The 21,424-nt window shown below is 31.4% G+C and carries 19 protein-coding genes; 7 read left to right on the top strand and 12 right to left on the bottom strand.

Going from position 1 to position 21,424, the window contains the following annotated elements:
* Positions 1–18: 18 nt before the first annotated feature.
* Positions 19–1,494 carry a DUF389 domain-containing protein gene (locus tag WH52_RS06660; protein ID WP_086030159.1) on the top strand — a complete coding sequence of 492 codons (1,476 nt, stop codon included), beginning with the start codon at positions 19–21 and terminating at the stop codon, positions 1,492–1,494.
* Positions 1,495–2,070: 576 nt separating this feature from the next.
* On the opposite strand, the gene WH52_RS06655 is transcribed toward WH52_RS06660, so the two are convergent.
* From WH52_RS06655 to pdxH, 4 genes are all read right to left on the bottom strand, one after another.
* Positions 2,071–4,158, bottom strand: a complete 2,088-nt coding sequence (locus tag WH52_RS06655) for an OmpA family protein (RefSeq protein WP_086030158.1) — start codon at positions 4,156–4,158, stop codon at positions 2,071–2,073.
* 120 nt (positions 4,159–4,278) lie between these two features.
* Positions 4,279–5,172: a Ppx/GppA phosphatase family protein gene (locus tag WH52_RS06650; RefSeq protein WP_086030157.1), complete on the bottom strand. Its 894-nt coding sequence runs from the start codon at positions 5,170–5,172 to the stop codon at positions 4,279–4,281.
* Between the two features lie 8 nt (positions 5,173–5,180).
* The gene (locus WH52_RS06645) at positions 5,181–5,669 is read right to left on the bottom strand and encodes a SixA phosphatase family protein (protein ID WP_086030156.1); all 489 of its coding nucleotides are present in this window, start codon (positions 5,667–5,669) and stop codon (positions 5,181–5,183) included.
* 33 nt (positions 5,670–5,702) lie between these two features.
* Positions 5,703–6,350, bottom strand: coding sequence for a pyridoxamine 5'-phosphate oxidase (pdxH, locus tag WH52_RS06640; protein WP_086030155.1), 648 nt, complete (start codon positions 6,348–6,350; stop codon positions 5,703–5,705).
* 240 nt (positions 6,351–6,590) lie between these two features.
* On the opposite strand from pdxH, the gene WH52_RS06635 reads away from it, so the two are divergent.
* From WH52_RS06635 to WH52_RS06620, 4 genes are all read left to right on the top strand, one after another.
* Positions 6,591–8,753, top strand: a complete 2,163-nt coding sequence (locus WH52_RS06635) for a TonB-dependent receptor (RefSeq protein WP_086030327.1) — start codon at positions 6,591–6,593, stop codon at positions 8,751–8,753.
* Positions 8,754–8,764: 11 nt separating this feature from the next.
* A complete protein-coding gene (locus tag WH52_RS06630; protein WP_086030154.1) occupies positions 8,765–9,574 on the top strand; it encodes an alpha/beta hydrolase in 810 nt (269 codons plus the stop codon).
* Between the two features lie 80 nt (positions 9,575–9,654).
* Positions 9,655–10,074: a DUF2141 domain-containing protein gene (locus tag WH52_RS06625; protein WP_086030153.1), complete on the top strand. Its 420-nt coding sequence runs from the start codon at positions 9,655–9,657 to the stop codon at positions 10,072–10,074.
* A gap of 119 nt (positions 10,075–10,193) precedes the next feature.
* Positions 10,194–10,817 carry a hypothetical protein gene (locus tag WH52_RS06620; RefSeq protein ID WP_086030152.1) on the top strand — a complete coding sequence of 208 codons (624 nt, stop codon included), beginning with the start codon at positions 10,194–10,196 and terminating at the stop codon, positions 10,815–10,817.
* A gap of 7 nt (positions 10,818–10,824) precedes the next feature.
* On the opposite strand, the gene WH52_RS06615 is transcribed toward WH52_RS06620, so the two are convergent.
* From WH52_RS06615 to WH52_RS06580, 8 genes are all read right to left on the bottom strand, one after another.
* Positions 10,825–11,406 carry an SGNH/GDSL hydrolase family protein gene (locus WH52_RS06615; protein ID WP_198938394.1) on the bottom strand — a complete coding sequence of 194 codons (582 nt, stop codon included), beginning with the start codon at positions 11,404–11,406 and terminating at the stop codon, positions 10,825–10,827.
* A gap of 168 nt (positions 11,407–11,574) precedes the next feature.
* Positions 11,575–12,309 (bottom strand): NAD-dependent epimerase/dehydratase family protein, encoded by a 735-nt coding sequence (locus tag WH52_RS06610; protein ID WP_086030151.1) that lies wholly within the window; start codon positions 12,307–12,309, stop codon positions 11,575–11,577.
* 101 nt (positions 12,310–12,410) lie between these two features.
* Positions 12,411–13,364 (bottom strand): XdhC family protein, encoded by a 954-nt coding sequence (locus tag WH52_RS06605; protein ID WP_086030150.1) that lies wholly within the window; start codon positions 13,362–13,364, stop codon positions 12,411–12,413.
* Between the two features lie 110 nt (positions 13,365–13,474).
* Positions 13,475–13,849 carry a hypothetical protein gene (locus WH52_RS06600; protein WP_198938393.1) on the bottom strand — a complete coding sequence of 125 codons (375 nt, stop codon included), beginning with the start codon at positions 13,847–13,849 and terminating at the stop codon, positions 13,475–13,477.
* 121 nt (positions 13,850–13,970) lie between these two features.
* Entirely contained in the window at positions 13,971–16,232 is a 2,262-nt protein-coding gene (locus WH52_RS06595; RefSeq protein WP_198938392.1) for a xanthine dehydrogenase molybdopterin binding subunit, read from the bottom strand.
* Complete coding sequence (locus WH52_RS06590) at positions 16,232–17,629, bottom strand: FAD binding domain-containing protein (RefSeq protein ID WP_086030148.1); 1,398 nt, start codon at positions 17,627–17,629, stop codon at positions 16,232–16,234. The genes WH52_RS06595 and WH52_RS06590 overlap by 1 nt, the downstream gene beginning before the upstream one ends.
* A gap of 211 nt (positions 17,630–17,840) precedes the next feature.
* Positions 17,841–18,401 carry a hypothetical protein gene (locus WH52_RS06585; RefSeq protein WP_143592092.1) on the bottom strand — a complete coding sequence of 187 codons (561 nt, stop codon included), beginning with the start codon at positions 18,399–18,401 and terminating at the stop codon, positions 17,841–17,843.
* A 118-nt stretch (positions 18,402–18,519) separates the two neighbouring features.
* The gene (locus tag WH52_RS06580) at positions 18,520–20,166 is read right to left on the bottom strand and encodes a M1 family metallopeptidase (protein ID WP_086030146.1); all 1,647 of its coding nucleotides are present in this window, start codon (positions 20,164–20,166) and stop codon (positions 18,520–18,522) included.
* A gap of 84 nt (positions 20,167–20,250) precedes the next feature.
* On the opposite strand from WH52_RS06580, the gene WH52_RS06575 reads away from it, so the two are divergent.
* A complete protein-coding gene (locus tag WH52_RS06575) occupies positions 20,251–21,051 on the top strand; it encodes an SDR family oxidoreductase (RefSeq protein WP_086030325.1) in 801 nt (266 codons plus the stop codon).
* Between the two features lies 1 nt (position 21,052).
* Complete coding sequence (locus WH52_RS06570) at positions 21,053–21,349, top strand: hypothetical protein (protein ID WP_086030145.1); 297 nt, start codon at positions 21,053–21,055, stop codon at positions 21,347–21,349.
* The last annotated feature ends 75 nt before the right edge of the window (positions 21,350–21,424 follow it).

The following is a 21,424-nucleotide window of genomic DNA, read 5'->3' as shown; positions in this document are numbered from 1 at the left end:
AACAAAAAATCAAGTTACATGGAAGAAATGAATGAAAAAGAGCAAGCAGTAGAACAATCGAAGCAAGAAGTTAAAGAAGGAGCAAAGGGTTTGTGGGAGAGCGTAAAAAAGTATTTGGTTGAATTATTAGACTTTCGAGAAGATACTGATCATGAAGCTACTATAGATGCTATTAAAAATGATATTCCATTTAAAGGAGCAACTGCATGGATTTTAATTTTTGCAGTATTTGTAGCTTCTATAGGTTTAAATGCAAATTCAACAGCAGTAGTAATTGGAGCCATGTTAATTTCCCCACTTATGGGACCTATTTTAGGAATAGGAATGGCATTTGCTATTAACGATATAGAAACTTTTAAAAAATCGGGAGTAAGTTTAATAACAATGATTGTACTAAGCTTACTTGCCTCATTTGTGTTTTTTTACTTTTTTCCACTAAGTGAAGATACTTCAGAATTATTAGGAAGAACTAAGCCTGATGTTAGGGATGTTTTAATTGCTTTCTTTGGTGGTCTAGCATTAATGGTAGCAAGAACCAAAAAAGGAACTATTGCTTCTGTGATATTTGGTGTAGCAATCGCAACAGCATTAATGCCTCCTTTATGTACAGCAGGTTACGGTTTAGCTAAAGGATTTTCTGGGAACATTATAGGTTTTCAATATGCATTAGGAGCAATGTATTTATTTACAATAAATACTATTTTCATTGCTTTAGCAACATTTTTAGTATTGAAGTTGTTAAGTTTTCCAATGCATAAATACGCTAACACAGCTAAGCGAAAAAGATATGCTACCATAGCAACAATTTTAGGTATTGCTGTTATGATTCCTGCAGTTTATACTTTTATAACTACATTGAATGAAAGTAGAATGAGTTCTCAATTAAAGCGTTTTGTTACGACAGAGATTAAATCAAACAAAGATTTACAATTAATAGAGAATGAACCTTTAATTGGAAAAAAAACATTAAAACTTAATTTCTTTAATGAGGTGCCAGAGAGTACTGTTAATGCGCTATATAATCAACTAAGAAATAATGCTCAGTATAAGTATATAAGTGATTTCAAATTAGATATAAAAGGAAGTGATACTAAGAGTTTTGATTTGATTACGACAGCGTATAAAGAGAAACGTCAAGAATTACAAGAAAGTAAAAATGTAATTGCTGGTTTACAAAAGGAAATAGAGGGTTTAAAAGCTACTATTACTACATTAAATCAAAGAATAGAGCAAGATGCTAGTAACGGAAATAAAGTAGCATTTAGTACTATTGCTAAAGATGCTAAGATTAGGTACAGTGATATTAAAGAAATAGGTTTCGCAAATTTATTATCGTCAAAAGACTTTATAAAAATTGATACGATTCCGGTTGCTACAGTTACTTGGGATAAAAAGTTAAAGGATTCTGTTGTTGTTAAAAAACAAAGAGAATTAAGAAACTGGATGCAGAAAGAATTAAAATTAGATACTTTATATATTCAACGATTAAAGTAATTGTAGAGTAAATAACTTTTTAGAAAGCCTCAATATATGATTATATTGAGGTTTTAATTTTATATAAAATGCAGGAGAATAGTAAGCTAATAGTTTTTTTAGAAGTTGGAAAGAACTATTTTAAGAATTCTGATGAATCAATCTTAAAACAAAAAGTGAATGTAGATAAATGATCTAAAAAAGAAATATTAGGACATTTAATAGATTCTGCTATCAACAACCTACAACGGTTTACGGAGGTTCAATTCAAAGAAAAACCATATCGAATAAGAAAATATAATCAGAACGAATTAGTGAGAGTTAATTTGTATCAAGAATCAAATTCTAGTGATTTAATTGATTTATGGTGTTCGTTAAATATGAGAATTGAGTTTGTTGTCAATCAATTTTCAAAAGAAGAACTAGATTATGAAATAATTGTAAATGAAGGTAGAATAAGTGACTTTAGAATATTTAATTGAAGATTATATAAATCATCTGGAGTATCATTTACATCAAATTTTAGAATAGAAAAAACCGAGCAATTGCTCGGTTTTCCTTTTTTGATAATTGTTAGAGTTTAGTAGTAACTAGAGTTTACTTTTGGTTAATAACTCTAAATGTTGTTCTACGGTTAGCAGCATGCTCACGCTCAGTACAAGAAACACCATCAGCACATCTGTTTGTTAATTTAGTTTCACCAAATCCGTTTGCAGTTAATTGGCTAGGATTAATTCCTTTAGAAATTAAATAATTAACAACAGATTGAGCTCTTCTTTCAGATAAAGTTTGATTGTATTCTTTAGAACTTCTAGAATCTGTATGAGATTCGATAGCTACAGCAACACCATTCTTTAAGATTGGTAATAATCTAGAATCAATTATACGTTTAGCACCTGGAGTTAGTGTTGCACTACCTAAGTTCCAGTTAATTGGTAATGGAGTGTTTTCAACTAATTTACAATCAACAGGTTTCCATGATGTTAATCCACCTTTAGAAACTAAAACTTCTTTAGTAACCGTTTTATATTTAGCTGGTACAGTAATTTCTTCTTTCCAAGAATCTTTTACTAATACAGTCTTTTTAATTGTAGCATAGCGAGGCTCATTTTTAACTAATCTTGAAGTTGGAGGAGTATCCATCACAGTCTTCTTATGAGTAGCTATTTTCTCATCAATTTTAATAGTTTCAACAGTTTCTGGAGAAACTACTGTCTTCTTAAATGTAGTAGTAACCTCAGGAATATCGATAGTTCTCGTAGAAGGAGGAGTCACCATAACTCTCTTCTTTACAACCTTAGTGATTGCTGGTACTTCAACTGTTCTAGTAGTTGGAGGTGTAACCATCACTCTTTTCTTTACAATTTTAGTCACTGCAGGAATATCAATAATTCTTGTTGAAGCTGGTACATCTACTACAGTTCTTTTTACTGTTTGAGTAACTTCAGGAATAGTAATTGTTCTTGTAGAAGGAGGAGTTACCATAACTCTCTTCTTAACTATTTTTGTTACTGCAGGAATATCAATAGTTCTCGTAGCAGGAGGAGTTACCATAACTCTCTTTCTAACTACTTTAGTTACTGCAGGAATTTCAATTACTCTTGTTGTTGGAGGAGTTTTTAAAACTCTTTTTCTATAAGTAGCAAAACAACTTGGATCATCTGAACCTTCAATACATTTACCAGGATTGGCAACTACAGAAGCATCAGCATCTAAAACAGTTTTTGCAACTGTAGTAAATTGAGCTGGTACTTCTTTGTAACACCAGTAACGACAGTCGTTAGGATCTGAAGATTCACAATCAGGAGCTTTTTCACTCATTTGCCATCTTGCAGATGCTGCTTTTACTTCAATAACTTCGCTATCTCTCTTAAATGAAGCAGGAATAACTCTTAATGAAGATCCTTGAGTTCTTTTTCTATACGAAATAGTTTCTGTACCATAAGTAGCAGGAACCACTTCTAAACGTTGTGAAGCTTCCTTAACAGTAACCACTACGTCTCTCATTTCATATTTTGCAGGAACCATTTCTAAACGTTGCGATGCTTCTTTAACAGTAACAACAACGTCTCTCATTTCATATTTTGCAGGTACAACCTCTAAACGTTGAGATGCTTCTTTGGTAACAACTGTTTCAGTAACAGTTTTCATTTTAGCAGGAACCACTTCTAAACGTTGTGAAGCTTCTTTAACAGTAACCACTACGTCTCTCATTTCATATTTTGCAGCTACTGGTACTAATCTTTTGTATCCTTCTTTAACAGTAACCACTACGTCTCTCATTTCGTATTTTGCAGGTATTACTGCTAAACGTTTAGCTGCTTCTTTAGTAACTACAGTTACATTTTCGGTACTAGTTCTTGCAGCAATTTTACGTAATCTTTCACTTGCTTCTTCAGAAACTGTAGTAAAAGTTTCGGTTTTGTACTTAGCAGGTACTAATACTAATTTTTGACTTCCTTCGTCTACTAAAACTCTTTCGGTAACAGTTTTGTACTGCGCAGGATGCGTAACTATTCTTTTGTAAGCAGGTGCTACTTCAATAGTTACATCTTGATTTTTCCATACTTCAGGAGTTTTACATCGAACATAACATTTCCCCGGTTCAGCATTTGTTGGTAAATCTTGCGCAGACGCAGACATACCCATAGCTAATAAAGCTCCAGATAATAATAGTTTTTTCATAATGAATAAAATTTGTTTGTGATTATAATAGCTTTAATACTATGACCCTCTAAGGGGGGGAAAGTCACATTTATTCAAATATAAGAAAAAAAAACGAATGTTAAATTGTGTTAAAAATGCTTATAACTTATTGTAGTATAAGCTTTTAATTATCCCGTCGGAAAGCCCTATTTTCGGTACAAAAATTTTACGTGCGCCACTCCATTTCATGGCAGAAAGGTAAATTTTTGTTGCAGGAACAATTACATCGGCTCTGTCTGGATTTAAACTTAATTCCGAAATTCGTTCTTTATAAGTCATCTTTTTTAAGAACTGATATTGGGCATTTAGATAAATATACGAGATAGGTTTGCCTAATTCTCTTCCCGACATTTTAAATATCTTGTTAATATTTCCTCCAGACCCTATTAAAGAGATTCTTTTGTAGTTTTTGGTGTTTTCCTCAATCCACTTTTGTACTTTCTTAAAAATAGCTTTATTCTCTGATTTTTTATTGTTGATTAATCGAACTGTACCAATTTTAAAAGATTTAGAGTTGATGATTTTTCCACTAGAAAATAAAGTAAATTCGGTACTACCACCACCTACATCTACATATAAATAAGTAGCATCAGATTCGATGAGTTGGTTTAGATCTGTAGAAGAAATGATGGCTGCTTCTTTTTTACCATCAATAATATCAATTTCAACACCAGTTTTAGTTAAAATGGTATTGGCAATTTCATTTCCGTTTTCGGCTTCTCTCATTGCTGAGGTAGCACAAGCTTTATATTTTTGAACACCATGTACTTTCATAATTAATTTGAAAGCTTCCATAGCATCAATCATTCTATGAGTGTTTTCTTCTGAAATTTTTCCACTAACAAAAGCATCTGCTCCTAAACGAATAGGAACACGAACTAAAGAAGATTTTTTAAACTTTGGCTCTTTATCATCTTCTTCAATAACATTGGCAACTAATAATCTTACAGCATTTGAACCAATATCTATGGCTCCGTATTTTGTTATTTTCAAGTGTTAAATTATTTATGGTTTTTAGGAAATTCGGTTAAAATGGTATTTCCTTTTTTTATGTTTTTCCAGTGTTTTTCGTCAAATTGAATTCCAATAACACCACAAGTAGTTACGTGTGCAATAGGTTTGTTACCAAACTTGTTAACAAAAGTATTGATACCATGATCGTGACTAAAGATAATAGCGCTATCAAAATTATCATCTAAAGCTTTTACAGTTTTTACTAAGTAACCATCGCTAAAACTGTATAATTGTCTGTTAATTTGTAGGTTGGCAAGAGGGTAGCCAAAGTTTTCGCAAAAGATTACTGCAGTGTGTAAGGCTCTGTTAGCACTACTTGAAACAAAAACATCTGGACGTTTAATGTTCTTCGCTAAAAACTTAGAGATTAAATGCGCATCGTTAATACCTCTTTCTTTTAAAGGTCTGTCAATGTCTTTTACGCTTTCGTATTTCCACGATGATTTGGCGTGACGAACTATATAAAGTGTTTTCATTTATACTATCAAACGTTGTGTAAATATAAAAAATTACGGAGCTAATCGTTCAATTTTCCATGAAAAATCTTTTTGTAAACTATATCGAATTCTATCGTGCATTCGATTTGGGCGACCTTGCCAAAACTCAATAGAAACAGGTTTTACAATAAAACCACCCCAATGATTAGGGCGTATAATTTCTTTACCTTCAAATTGTTGTTCAGCGTTGATTAAAGCTGTATCTAATTCATCTCTAGAACTCACAACTTCACTTTGATTTGAAGCCCAAGCACCTAATTTACTACCATCAGGTCGCGATTCAAAATATCCATCAGAAATATTTTCGGGTACTTTTTCTGCAATTCCTTTTATAATGATTTGTTGTTCTAATCCTGCCCAAAAAAACGATAAACAAACATTGTTATTTGCTTGAATTGCTTTTCCTTTTTCTGAATTATAATTGGTGTAAAAAATAAACCCTTCCCAAGTGTATTTTTTTAATAATACGACTCTACTTTTTGGAAATCCATCTAATCCGATTGAAGAAATGGTCATTGCATTAGCTTCATCTACCATTTCTGATTCATCAGCATTAAAAAACCAATCTCTAAATAATTCAATAGGATTCTCAGGACAGTTTTGTTCTAAGAGTTCTTGCTTTTCGTAAGATTTTCTATGATGGCTTAAGTCGTGTGACATATTAGGTGTTTAATTGCTGTAAAAATACAACTTTTACTGCTTTTTAATAATGAGTTTTCTGTTGAAAATAGCAAGATTTGTAAACATGAAAGCAATAATTGACAAGAGAAAGAAACTGAATCTATGTTTTTTTGTACTAGTTACAATTCGTCTTTGAAATTGAACAGTTGAGTATTTCTTTTTAGAAAAAATCGAGGGATGAAAGCACCTTTGTATCATCAAAACGAAAAAAACACACTCATGAAAACCATACTTAGCATTCTACTTATACTAACCAGTTTCTTCTCAATAGCACAAACTACAGTCTCTGGAATAGTTACCGATACAAAAGGAAATCCTATTGAAGGAACCAATGTTTATTTAGACGGAACCTACGACGGAGCTTCTACAAATGCAAAAGGAGCTTTTTCTTTTCAAACTACAGAAAACGGAACGCAGACATTAGTAGTTTCATTTATTTCTTTTGAAACCTTTCGTAAAACAGCTAAAATATCAGCATTAAATGATTTAAAAATTAAACTGAGAGAAGATGTAAATACGTTAGATGCTGTAACGATTAACGCAGGTACTTTTGAAGCTGGTGATAATGCAAAGGTAACCGCATTAAAACCTTTAGATGTTGTTACTACAGCAAGTGCTTTAGGCGATTTTGTAGGGGCTTTACAAACATTACCAGGAACATCGACAGTAGCAGAAGATGGACGAATGTTTGTAAGAGGTGGTGAAGCGAATGAAACTCAATTTTTTATTGATGGAATACGAGTGTTTACTCCTTATACACCAACAACAAATAATATACCATCTAGAGGTAGATATTCACCATTTTTATTCAAAGGAATTACATTCTCAACAGGAGGGTATTCAGCTGAATATGGTCAAGCATTGTCGAGTGTAATTTTGTTAAATACTATTGATGAACCTATCCAAGAGAAAACCGATTTACAGTTTATGACTGTTGGAGTAGGAGTTGGAAATACTCAAATGTTCGGTAAAAATTCATTAAGTGTAAATGCTTCTTATATTAATCTAGCTCCATATTTAGAATTGTTTCCTGATAGAAATACGTGGAAAGATCCTATTCAATCTTTGAATGGAGAAGCTGTGTATAGATTTAAATTTAAAGATGAATCGTTATTAAAAATTTACGGAGCTTTTAGTTATACTGATTTCGATTTGATTCAAGAAAATATCAACTTTAGTAACGGATTTCGATTTGGTTTAGAAAACAGAAATTTATACCTAAATGGTTCTTATAAAAATAATCTGGGTAATGGTTGGAAAATAGCTACTGGACTAAGTTTTACAAACGATCATTCTAATATAAATATTGAAAATGATGAAGTAGTAGATAACGAAAACTCTGCACATATTAAAGTAGCTGTTAAGAAAAGGTTTTCGAATAGATTTAAATTAAGCTTTGGTGGAGAATATTTTATAACCAATTTCAATGAAGATTTTAATAACAATTCTAATGGAGCATTTAATTATAATTTCAATAATAATTTAGCGGCGAGTTATGTAGAAACAGATATTTTCTTCTCTAAAAAATTAGCATCTAAAATAGGAGTGAGAGCAGAATATTCAGAATTATTAGATGAGTTTACAATATCTCCAAGAGCATCATTGTCATATAAAACAGGAGAGAGTTCACAGGTTTCTTTAGCATACGGACGTTTTTACCAAAATCCGAATAATGAATTTTTGAAGTTTTATAAAGATTTTACTGCACCTAATACATCGCATTATATTGCTAATTATCAATATGTAAAAAACAAACAAATTTTTAGGATTGAAGCCTATTATAAGAAGTATAATGATTTAGTAAAGTTTAATACTGAAATGCCATTGCCAACATCAGTTTATTCGAATTTAGGAAGTGGATTTGCAAAAGGAGTAGATGTTTTTTGGAGAGATAATAAGAATATTAAAAATACCGATTATTGGATTTCATATTCATACTTAGATACTGAGAGAGATTATAGAAACTATCCCGTTAAAGCAACTCCAAATTTTGCAAACACTCATAATTTATCGGTAGTAGCAAAGCATTTTATTAAATCTTGGAAAAGTCAAGTAGGTTTTAGCTACAATTTTGCTTCGGGGAGAAATTATACAAATCCGAATAAAGATATCAACGGATTTTTAAACGAACAGACTAAAAACTACAATTCGGTTAGTTTAAATTGGGCTTATTTATTGAGCCAGCAAAAGATTTTGTATTTCTCTGTAAACAATGTCTTAGGTACCGAGAACGTATTTGGTTATAACTATAAAAATACCCCCAACCCTAACGGAATGTTTGAAAGACAAGCGATTACTCCAGCAGCAGATAGATTCTTTTTTGTAGGCTTTTTCTGGACAATTAGTGATAATAAAAAAGACAATCAGCTTAATAATTTATAAAATAAGTTACAATGAAAGTATTTAAAATTATATTGACACTGTTTTTATTAGGAATAGTGACTCAATCGAAAGCGCAATTTGAAGAGAAATTCTATTTCCCCAAAAAAGAATGGAGAGAAGTGAAAATTCCATATTCAGAAGAATTTATTCCTGTTGAAAAAGACATAATTCATACGGTATTTTTTCAACCCAAATCAACACCAAAGGCAACGGTCTTGTTTTTTCATGGAGCTGGAGGAAATATTTCTACATACATGTATATGATAGAGCCTTTGGTAGCAAATAATTATCAAGTATATGCTGTAGATTTTAGAGGGTACGGAAAATCATCAGGAAAATCAACACATATTAATATTGTCGAAGATATTGAGATTGTATTTTCAAAAATGAAAGAAAATAAACTAATTAAAGACTCTAAGTTGTTGGTTTATGGAGCTTCATTAGGATGCCAAATCGCAACTCATTTTACAAATAAACATCAAGATGAAGTAGATGCATTAATTTTAGATGGAGGTTTTGCATCGTTTGCAGATGTAGCTAAACTATATGCGCCAAAGAATGTTCATGTGTATATAAACAAAGCATTGGGGAATATGTATCCTTCTAAAACAGAAATTAAAGAAATCAAAAACATTCCAAAACTTATTATTCATGGTAAGGTAGATAGATCAATACCAATAAAGCAATCTGAAATTGTGTTTACAAATGCACAAAAACCAAAAGCATTTTTTGTTTCAGAAGTAGGTCATTTAAATGCACTTAAAATAGAAACTAAAAAAGTACTTAAAGAAATAGATAAACTTTTAACAATTCGTCATTAAAAAATAACAACTCGGTTTGTTTTTTGATGGACTAATAATAAATTGAAAGATATTTGAACCAACAATAAAAAATAACAATTATGCAAAAACTAGCACTAACACTTATTCTTTTTACAACGACAGTATTATGTGCTGTTGGGCAAGATAAACATACAATTACAGTTAATTTTTCTGGAATGGAATCTGATAAAGGAAAACTTTATGTGGCGTTATATGATAGTAAAGAAACTTTTTTAAAGAAAGATTTTAAAGGAGATATTGTATCTGTTAAAGATAAAAAAGCAACAGTTGTTTTTAAAGATATTCCATCTGGAGTATATGCAATATCTGCATTTCATGATGAAAATAATAATAAAAAAATGGATACTAGAATATTCGGAATACCTAAAGAACCAGTAGGGATATCTAACGATGCTAAAGGTTTTATGGGGCCTCCAAAATATAAGGATGCTAAGTTTTTAGTAGATAAAAACATAGAATTAGCAATCAATGTAAACTAACATAATTTAATCACTCATTATTACAATTAATTTGTTCGGTTTTCTGAACAATTTGCAGAGTAGTCTTAAAAAATACAGATTACTTTAATAGATATGTAATGCCTAAAATCAATTAAAAAATGAAAAAAGTTATCACATTCATTGTATTTGTTTTTACAATACAAGTATCGGCACAAACACAGTATGACAAAGGAATGAATAAAGCATTTGAGCTTTGGGGAGCTAATAAGACCACAAAGGCAAGTCAGTTATTTGAACGAATTGCTAATGCCGAAAAAGAAAATTGGTTACCACCATATTATGCTGCTACTATAGAAATTATTGATGCTTTTAAAATTAAAGAAGAACCTAAATTAATAGCTAAGTTAACGAAAGCACAGAAGTTTCTAGACGCGGCAAATTCATTATCTCCAAATAATCCAGAAATATTAATTCGTCAAGCCTTATTAAATGTGGCTTATATGGCTTTTGATGGACAAAAATACGGAATGAGCATGTCTATGAAAAATGCGGCTTTGTATAAAAAAGCTTTTGAGTTGGCACCAGAAAATCCGCGTGTAATTTTAAGTAAAGCAGAATCTGATATGGGAGCAGCACGCTTTTTCGGTCAGTCTACCAAACCGTTTTGTAAGAGTATTCAAAAGGCGATTGATTTAGGGAAAAAAGAAAAAATTGATATTAAGTATTACCCAAGGTTTGATGTTAATAGAGCAGAAAAAGTATTAAAACAATGTATGAAATAACTTTAGCTTAGTTTTTTTCAATCAAACGGATAATTAAATTAAAAGAATCTTCATCGGTTACCCAATTGGAATACTTTTTAAATTGTAATTGTTGAAGATTTTTTTCTGGATATAAAGTGTGAAATATTGTAAGAGCAGCTAAAAAGCTTCCTGCTATAGAAGGATGAAAGTCATCATAACTATATAAAGATTCCTTGTCTTTGTGAGTGTTATAATCTTTCCAAATAACTCCTACAGGAAATAATAACGCATTATTTTTTTGCGCAGCTAAGATGTGGTTTTCGATAACCTTTTCAAAAGTATAATAATACTGTACAGATGGCCAAACCATATAGTATCCTAGTTTACTATTGTATTTATCACAAAGCTTTTTCACTTTAGCTCCATCGTTTAAAAGCATTTGTTTACCTAGAGGTTGCGAAGACGGACCTTGCTGAATAATTATATAATCAAAAGATTGTTTTTCTAATAATTTTTGAAGTTTTCCACTATCTAAATGATCAATAATTGCATAGTTAGGAAAACATAGACTAGTTGTTTTAAGTTGAACTCCATTTTGTTTAGCAATATATTCTAATATCTCAGGCATATTATTAGAATACGTTAAGCTATTACCAACAAACAAAATATTTTGAGCTTTAATAGTAAAGCTAACCAGGAATAATATGTAAAGTAATTTTTTTATAGTTTTATTTTTTTGATGAGCTCTAGATTATGAGTTGTTGATAAGACAATTTTAAGGCAATTAATTGATTAGTTATTCTGCTTTCAGCTTAAACAAATCAAATGCATTTGCTTTTGGGTTATAGCCAACTTTTTCAATTGTCTCTGTAATATCTAGTCTTTTATATCTATTATTTGATATTGCATTTAGAATTTCGTATTTCAAATTTTCTGTTTTAATACATTTATCTAATAATTGATTACAATCATCTGGATGAAGAAATGCACTTAAATCTCTAGCGTTCATTTCTGTAAAGTCATTGGGAAATTCATATGCTCCAATCCTTAAGCATATTACAGAAATATTCTCTTGAAAAGCATAGTAAGCCCCTAATGCTTCTCCAAAACATTTAGAAACTCCGTAGAGATTTTTAGGTCTTACGGGCATATTCTTGTTAATTTGAATGTCTTCTGAATAGCTTTCTATAGTTTGAGCACTACTAGCATAAATTACTCTTTTACAATTTGCTTTAGTGGCAGCCTCAAAAATATTTTTAGAGGCAATTATATTTGCATTTAGTACTTCGTTAAAACTAGAATCTGGATTAGCAATTCCTGCTAAATGTATAATTGTATCTATTCCTATGCATAAATTATTACACACCTCTAAATCCGTTAGGTCAGCTTTTATAATTTTAATGTTTTCAGGGTAAATTTCTTCTTTAATAACAATATCAGCAACGGTTATCTCATAATTATCGCAAAATTTTTTCACGAAGTATTGAGCTATTTTACCAAATCCACCTGTTATTAATATTCTTTTTTTCATACACTTGTTTTAATTAGCTATAATTTGTTGTTATACGACTAAAAATAACTATTTATCCTTTGTTTTTTAAGATAAAGGATTTTTGTTATAATAGAAGTAGTTTAAGATTTTATCTTGTTCTTTACCTGAATAACCTGAGCAGCAATACTAACCGCAATTTCTTCTGGAGTTTCACTTTTTATAGAGAGTCCAATAGGCGCATGTACTTTTTCTAATTGCGTTCGCGTAACACCTTCGTTTTGTAAAACTTCCCACATGATATGTAATTTAGCCTTACTACCCAAAACACCTAAGAAACCATAGTTATGATGTATTAATTTACTTAATACCAATTTATCATCGGTATACTTATTGGTCATAATGGCTACATAACTGCTTGAAGAAACTTCAATATGGTTTTCAATATCGTTATAGTCAATCACCAATTTTTTATGAGCAGTTTGGTTATTTTCTAAAGTGTTGAGGTTTTCTCTATTATCAAAAACAACAACATAAAACCCTAACTTCACAAAAAGCTCTGAAACGGCTACTCCAACATGTCCGCCACCTACAATATAAAGGGTTTCTTTAAATCCGATATGTTCTTTAAAAAACCAATCTTCTTTGTTGTTTATTTGATATTCAAATTGTGCAGAGATTTGGGCTGTACTAAAATCAAAAGTGTTCGGAGTTAAAGATAGTGTTCCTTTTGTTCCATTTTTTAAACAAGTAATAAGGCTCTCAACAACAGAAATATCGTGCTTGTTTAAGCAATGAAAAGCCACCGTTTGTTCTCCAGAACAAATCATTCCTGATCCATCTTTGATGTTTCCTTTATGAATTTGTTTTTTGATAAAAGGAGGAGAGTTGTCTTGTTTTAATAATTCCTTAGCTTCTTCTACCAAAGCAAATTCCATAATACCACCACCTACAGAACCATATATAAATCCGTCTTCAGCAATTAACATTTTAAAACCTTTGCGCCCTGGTGAACTCCCAAAGTTTTCAATTACTGTTAAAACAAATACTTTTTGTTGTTGTTGAAGTTTATCGTGTATGTATTGCCAGAATTTCATTATTGTTATACAATTGTCATTGCGAGGAAGTATGACGAAGCAATCTTATCAATAAAGAGATTACTTCATTTCCACTTCGACTACGCTCAGTGTCCATTCGTAATGACAAGTTAATTAAAAATTGTTTCACTTAGGGCGTAGTAAATAGCCATTAGTGCAGAGAATATTGCACTGGCTAAAAAGCGCCAATCTAGTTTTATTTTATTTTGAATGATAAAATTCGCTATAAACGAAATAGGAATATTTGCTAAAAAAGACCAAAGGGCAACTAATAGTAATCCGCTATTTATTTGCTCGTAATTTCCAGAAAATAGTTTAATAAAAGCTAAATGCCTGAATATCCATAACGGATTGAAATAAGCAATTGCCAATCCTGTTTTAGCCAATGTTTTTTGAATACCATTTAAACTACCTGTTTTTCGATCAATCCAAGCAAAATAATTGGGGATTTCAAAAGCATATACCGTTGCTCCAATAAGTATCATTCCGAGTAATCTATAGATAGAAAATTCGTTTAATAACAATGAAGCAATGGTATCACCAGTACTATAAATAATAGCACCTCTAATTATATTATGTCGCGTGTATTGTAGTTTGATAACTTTCCTATTTCTCGTACAATCCCATCAACACTTTTTCAGGAGTAAAAGGTGCATGGAATTTTAATTTATAATTCGGATTAAATTCTTTAACCGCTTGTTGAATGGCAAAATAAGCTCCAATACCATACATTAATGGAGGCTCTCCCACAGCTTTCGATTTTTGAATAGCTAAAGGATTCCCTTCTGTTTCTAATGGAATGGTATCTATTGTTTTAGGTGCAGAAAAGATATCAGGAACTTTATAGGTTGATAGAGCATTTGATAATAAACGTCCATCATCATTATAGGCAATCTCTTCCATCGTCATCCAACCAATACCTTGTGCTAAAGCTCCTTCTACTTGACCAACATCAATTCCGATATTCATTGATTTTCCAAAGTCATGTACAATCTTCACACTGTCTATTTCATAGTTCCCACGAATACAATCAACCGTTACTGTTGTAATTGCTGTACCGTATACATGATAGGCAAAAGGATGTCCTTTTTCTTTGGTTTTATCGAAATGAATGATTGGAGTTGCGTAATGCGCATTTTCAGATAAAGCTACACGACGTAGCATCGCTTCTGCAATAAGTACTTCCCAAGTAATATCTGTTTTAGTGTTATCTACAAAAACAGCATCTTCTTTAAAAGAAATATTACTTTCTTGTGTAGAAAGCATGTCTGCAGCAACAGTAGTTAATCTTTCAATTAATGAGTTACAAGCAATTTCAACAGCCTTACCATTTAAATCGGCAGTAGAACTAGCTGCAGTAGGAGAGGTGTTGGCAACACGGGTAGTATTGGTAGTTTCTAGTTTTACTTTGTTTGCAGAAATACCTAAAACCGATTGAGCTACTTGTAACATTTTTGTGTTTACACTTTGTCCCATTTCAACAGCTCCTGTAGACACACCTACACTACCATCTTGATAGATGTGTATTAGGGCTCTGGCATGGTTCATTGGTGTATTTGTAAAAGAAATTCCGAATGCGATAGGCATTAAAGAAATTCCTTTTTTAAATAATTCATTTTCTTGGTTGAATTGAGCTACTTCTTGTTCTAATTTTTCAAATTCAAATTGCTCTTTGGCAGAGAACCAAGCTTTTTGAGCTTGTACTTCTGTAGCGATTTGTCCGTACGAAAATTCGTCATTTTCTGCTAATAAATTAGCTTCTTGAATTTCTCGTCTATTAATTCCAATTTGCGCTGCAGCATTTGCAATAGCACTTTCTATAACAAACATTCCTTGCGGACCTCCAAATCCACGGAAAGCGGTATTAGGAGGTAAGTTTGTTTTACAGCTATATACCGTAGTACTTACATTAGGAATAAAATAACTATTAGTAGCATGAAATAAAGTTCGCTCGGCAATTGCAGGAGATAAATCTGCTGCTGCTCCAGAGTTTTGTAAAAACTCTACTTCAAAAGCTTTTATTTTTAAATCTTTGGTTAAACCGATTTTATAGAACGATGAATATGGATGACGCTTTCCAGTCATTCGTAAATCATCATGTCGATTCAACATATATTTCACAGGGCGATTTAGGTGTTGTACAGCAACCGCAGTCATTACTGCCCAAGGCGTTGCTTGATCTTCTTTTCCACCAAAACCACCACCTAAACGAATTACATCTACTTCAATTTTATGCATTGGTATTCCTAATACCTTAGCAGCTGTTTTTTGAACAGCCGTTGGTCCTTGAGTAGATGAGGTTAATTTGATGTTGCCGTTCTCTTGAGGTACTGCGTAACATCCTTGCGTTTCAAGGTATAAATGCTCTTGTCCGTTTGAAAAAGTTTCTCCTTCAAATACATAATCGCAATTCGTAAATTCCGTAGTAGCATCTCCTAGTTTAAAAGAACGTGGAGCATTGATAAAACTTTGCTTTTCTTTCGCTTGTTTTGCAGTAGTAATTACAGGAAGTTCTTCAATATCGATACTAATTAAAGTTCTTGCTTTTTTGGCAATAGCTTCACTTTCTGCAACGATAAAGGCAATAGGTTGTCCCCAGAAATGTACTTCATCTTCTGCCCAAAGAGGTTCATCAGGAATAATTCCTCCAATTTGGTTTTCTCCTAAAACGTCTTTGTAGGTAAATATCTTTACAACTCCTTCTAAAGCTTCTGCCTTAGAATAGTCTACCGATGTTATTTTTCCATGTGCTTTTGGCGAATCAAATACCAATCCAAATAAGGTGTCTTGACGTAGCATTAAATCATCAACAAACAATGACTCTCCTCGAACATGTGTAAAACTGTCAATATTCTTCATTGTTTTCATTAGGCCATCAATTTTTTAAGTTCAACTTGCTTTGGAAATAATTCGATAAAGTGTGCAAAGAACAATTGTTTTGCTAACAAACGTTTGTATTCTGAAGCACCTCGAACATCGCTAATTGGTGAAATCTCTGATTGTAAAATTGCTTCTGCCTTTTTAACCGTTTCAGAATTGATCATTTTTCCAATAAGGAATTCATTGGTTTTAGTTAAGTATTTAGGAACAGCGGCCACACCTCCTACAGAAAAATGGGCGTCAGAAATTATATTGTTTTCAGATGTTATTCTTCCAGCAGCATTTACACTGGCAATATCTAAATGTGTACGTTTACTTACTTTTTCAAAGTTGAATTTATCGTTTGATTGAGGTACTTTAAAAGAAATTTCTTTTAAAATCTCATCATCTTGTAAATCGTATACTTTATAATTTTGATGGAAGGCTTGGAAAGGAATTTGTCTTTGGCTTCCATCTTCTTTTTGAATAGTCAAGGTAGCGTTTAAAGCTAAAAAGAAAATAGACATATCTCCAATTGGAGAAGCGTTTACAAAATTACCTCCAATAGTTCCCATGTTTCTAATTTGTTCTGAAGAAACTAATTTTAAAAACTGATTTAGTTTTGGAAACACAGTTTGTAACCTTTTATTTTCTGCTATTTCAGTAACCGTAGTATTTACTCCTAAAGTGCATACTCCTTCTGAAAAAGAAATACCTTTTAGTGCATTTTGATCGGTTAATAAATGTACATCCTCTTCTGCCATTTGGTCGGCATAGCGCACATATACATCAGTACCATTAGCCACTTTAACTCCTGTTTTTTCAAAAGCTTTAGGTTGAAGTTGTACTAACCTATCTGGAATAGTGTCAAAATAATTCGGAACAAAACCTTCTTTGATTAACCAAGCTATTTGATGATTGTCATCTTTGTTTTGTAGTTTTTCTTCAACCGCTAATCCAGCTTTTTCTATGGATTTATATCCTGTACATCTACAAATATTTCCACTAATAGCATCGTTACAAGTGGTTCCTTTATTATTTTCTAAAGCATAACCAGTCATAGAAACCACAAAACCAGGAGTACAAAAGCCACATTGGGTAGCATAGTTATCGGTCATGGCTTTTTGTACCGTATTTAATTCATTAGGAAGATTAATTCCTTCAACAGTAACAATATGTTTACCATTCGCATTTCCTAAAGGAGAAATACATGATGTATTACTTTGGTAGGTTACTTTATTGTCTTTTAATTCTCCAACTAAAACTGTACAAGCTCCACAATCGCCCTCTCTACATCCTATTTTTGTACCTTTTAATTGTTTGTAATCTCGAATAAAATCAAGTAATGTTATACCTGCATGTGCAGATGTTTTAATTAGTTGATTATTTAATATAAATTGTATCATAAGCAGTGGAGCAAGATACAAAAATGTTACGGTTGTTTGAAAGTTGTTTTGGAAGAAAAATTTTAGTTTTCGCTAACGTTTTGGTATAAGCTTTGTTGCGTTTTTGTTATGCTAAAAGTAAGCAAAATATTAAACAACTTTGTGCCTGCGTTTTTTTCCGAAGGAAAAATTTAGCAGCAATAAAGTTTATACTGTGTTAGCAACTGTTTTTTTATTCAATAATTTCAATTTTTTGTTTTGATATATTGTAATAATTCGATTTACTTTTGAAATGATTATTATACTTGTCAAAATCCCATTTTAAACTATCTGGAATTTTATTGATTAATTTATTTTTATTAATGACGTTTATTCCGAAATTGTTTTCGTCAAAAACTACTATTATATTTTCCTTAAATTTAAAATAACCATTTGGAATTTCCTCTGTAATAATTTCTTCTCCTTCGTTGTCAATTTCAGAATTTAGTGGGTTAAAACTAACTAAAAATGGAAGAAGTTTAATTTGAATAATTGAGTCCGATTCTTTTTTTCCAAAAAAAAGATGGTAAGATGGAACTGCAAATTTTCCATTCACATTTGATTCCAAATATTTCGGTATAGGATTGTTTTTAATATAATTTTCTAATAATTTTTCAAAGTCAGCGTCAATTATGGTCTTATTGTTCAAAGAGCAAGAAGTAATCCATATTGCTAATATGACCAAAATTAATTTCTTAATATTATTCGAACCTTTCATTTGGTTTTGTAAATATTTTCTTTGAGACTTATTCAAATTTCAGATTTTGAGCGAGTAATAGTTACTAACGTATTCTCGCATATACCGAATTTTAATTCGTTATATATGAAGTTAGTAAAAGCTAGTTAATTTTAAGTTTAGAAACAAACTAAATTTAATTCGTTTTTTCTGTCTTTACATAAAAGTTCTTATCAACTTTAATCGAGTTAGAATCTACCTTTTTTATCTGCCAATTTGTTGTTGGTTTTAACTGTTGTGTCTTTCCATCAACTAAAATATTTATAGGCATATTAAAATCTTTGATTACGTTATTCCAACGATATGATAGTTTCCTGTTTTCAATTTTGTATTCAAACACTGGAATTTTTACTGTACGTAAATATTGGTCAAAAACCTTGGTTAAATCTAATCCAGATTTATCAATAATATAGTTTTCAACTTGTTGTGTAGTAACTGTTTTGTGGTAGAAATCTTTGTTTAATCCACGTAAAATTTGTCGCCATTTTTCATCATCATTTATCAAAGTTCTAATGGTGTGCAACATATTAGCTCCTTTGTAATACATATCTCCAGAACCTTCAGAATTTACATTGTACTGACCAATAATTGGGATGTCGTTTTGAATACTTCTACGAGTTCCAATTACATATTCTGAAGCTGCTTTTTTACCATAATAATAATCTAAAAATAAACTTTCGGAATATGCGGTAAAGCTTTCGTGAATCCACATATCAGCAATATCAATATTGGTAATATTGTTAGCAAACCATTCGTGGCCTGATTCATGAATAATAATAAAATCGAACTTTAACCCCCAACCAGTTCCAGATAAATCACGACCTAAATATCCGTTCTTGTATTGATTTCCATAAGTAACCGAGCTTTGGTGTTCCATTCCTAAGTAAGGAACTTCTACTAACTTAAATCCGTCTTCATAAAAAGGATATTTTCCAAACCAATGCTCAAAAGCTTTCATCATTTTAGGAGCATCTTTGAATTGCTTTTTCGCTTTTTCTAAATTATCTCGTAAAACATAATAATTCATGTCTAAGGTTCCATCCTCGCCATTGTACTTTTCAGAAAAATGAACATAGTCACCAATATTTACATTAACTCCGTAATTGTTGATTGGGTTGTTTACAAACCAATGATAAGTTGTAGTTTTGTCCTTGTGTTTTTCAACTTTTCTCAATCTACCATTAGAAATATTCATTAAGTTTTCAGGTACGCGCACGCTAATAGCCATACTATCTACCTCGTCATACATATGGTCTTTATTTGGCCACCAAACACTTGCTCCCAAACCTTGGCAAGAAGTAGCAACAAAATGATTTCCGTTTGAGTCTCTTTTCCATGAAAAACCACCATCCCAAGGAGCTCTAATAGCTTCTTTTGGATGTCCTTTATAATACACATCAATAGAATTTACTGTGCCTACTTTTTGAGGTTCTTTCAAATAAATAAAATGTGCATTTCCTTCCGATTTTACTTTTAATTCTTTTCCGTCTTGAATAGCTTTTATTATACGAAGTGGCTTTTGTAAATCGACTTGCAAAACCTGATGAGGTTTTAAAACTTTATATTGAATGGTGTTTTTACCCTTAATAAATTTTTTATCTGGATTTACTGAAATATCTAAATGATAATAGGTTAAATCCCACCAAGATCTTTCGGGAGTAATCGTTCCTCTAAGGCTGTCTTGACGTGTAAATGTTTTGCTATGATCGAACAACGATGTTTGAGAGAATGAAGCAATTGTACTAAAAATAGCAATAATAAGGGGTAGGTGTCTTTTCTGCATAGTTCAATATTGAGGTGCTAATATAAGTGTTTAAAGTTTTTTTTATTGATGTTAACTTTTAGATATTTGTCTAAAATTATGCCAATGTCGAAAGTAGTTTTAATAACAGGAGCTTCTTCAGGAATAGGAAAGTCTATTGCAAGTTATTTACACACTAAAAACTATAAAGTTTACGGTACGAGTCGTAATCCTCAAAATGTATCTGTTCCATTTTCTATGGTAGCTTTAGATGTAACTTGTCCAGAATCTATTCAAAAAGCAGTTGAAGAGGTGGTTACTAAAGAAGGAAAGTTGGATGTATTAATTAATAATGCAGGAAAAGGAATTACAGGTCCGATTGAAGATACACCAACCGATGAAATGCGTGCGAATTTTGAAACTAATTTCTTCGGAGCCATAGAAGTGATGAAAGCAGTTTTACCAACAATGCGTACTCAAAAAAGCGGATTAATAATCAATACGACTTCAATTGCAGGATATATGGGGTTACCTTTTAGAGGAATTTACTCTGCAAGTAAAGGAGCTTTAGAATTAGTAACCGAAGCGTTGAGTATGGAAGTAAAACAATTCGGAATTAGAGTGGTAAACGCAGCTCCTGGAGATTTTGCAACTAATATCGCAGCAGGAAGATATCATACACCTGTTTTTGAAGAATCTGCTTACAAAGAAAAATACGCTGAAAATTTAGCTTTGATGGATGAACACGTAGATTCGGGAAAAGATCCTATTATTATGGCAAAGGTAATTGAACAAATTATAGAAGCTAAGAACCCGAAGATTCATTATAAAATAGGCGCTTTTATGGAGAAATTCTCAATTGTTTTAAAACGAGCATTGCCAGATAAAGTTTATGAAAAACTCCTAATGAATCATTATAAATTATAAAATGAATTCTAAAAAATCATATTATTCAGGAATTATAATTTTATTACTGATAATTATTTACTTAATGTTAGCGTATAAAGTAAATAATCGAAATGATATTTTTTTGGTAATTGTAGGTCTGTTGGTATTTGTAATAGGTTTTTTATCTATGTATGGAACTATTCAGTCTTTTAAAGGCTTAAAAGAACCTAATACAGTCTATAAAGTAGTAGGTATGATTATTAATGGAAGTGTGTTTCTTTTGTTCTCATACATAATTTTAGCAAATGTTGGTGATGTGATAAAACTTTTTAGTTAGTGAAATACTAAATTAATATTTATAGTATTTATCTTTGCCTTTTAAATTATTCTATTAATCGAACACAACTATTTA

It is taken from the genome of Tenacibaculum holothuriorum (assembly GCF_002120225.1).
GTDB classification, from domain to species: Bacteria; Bacteroidota; Bacteroidia; order Flavobacteriales; family Flavobacteriaceae; genus Polaribacter; species Polaribacter holothuriorum.
This window is presented reverse-complemented; position numbering and strand designations above follow the sequence as displayed.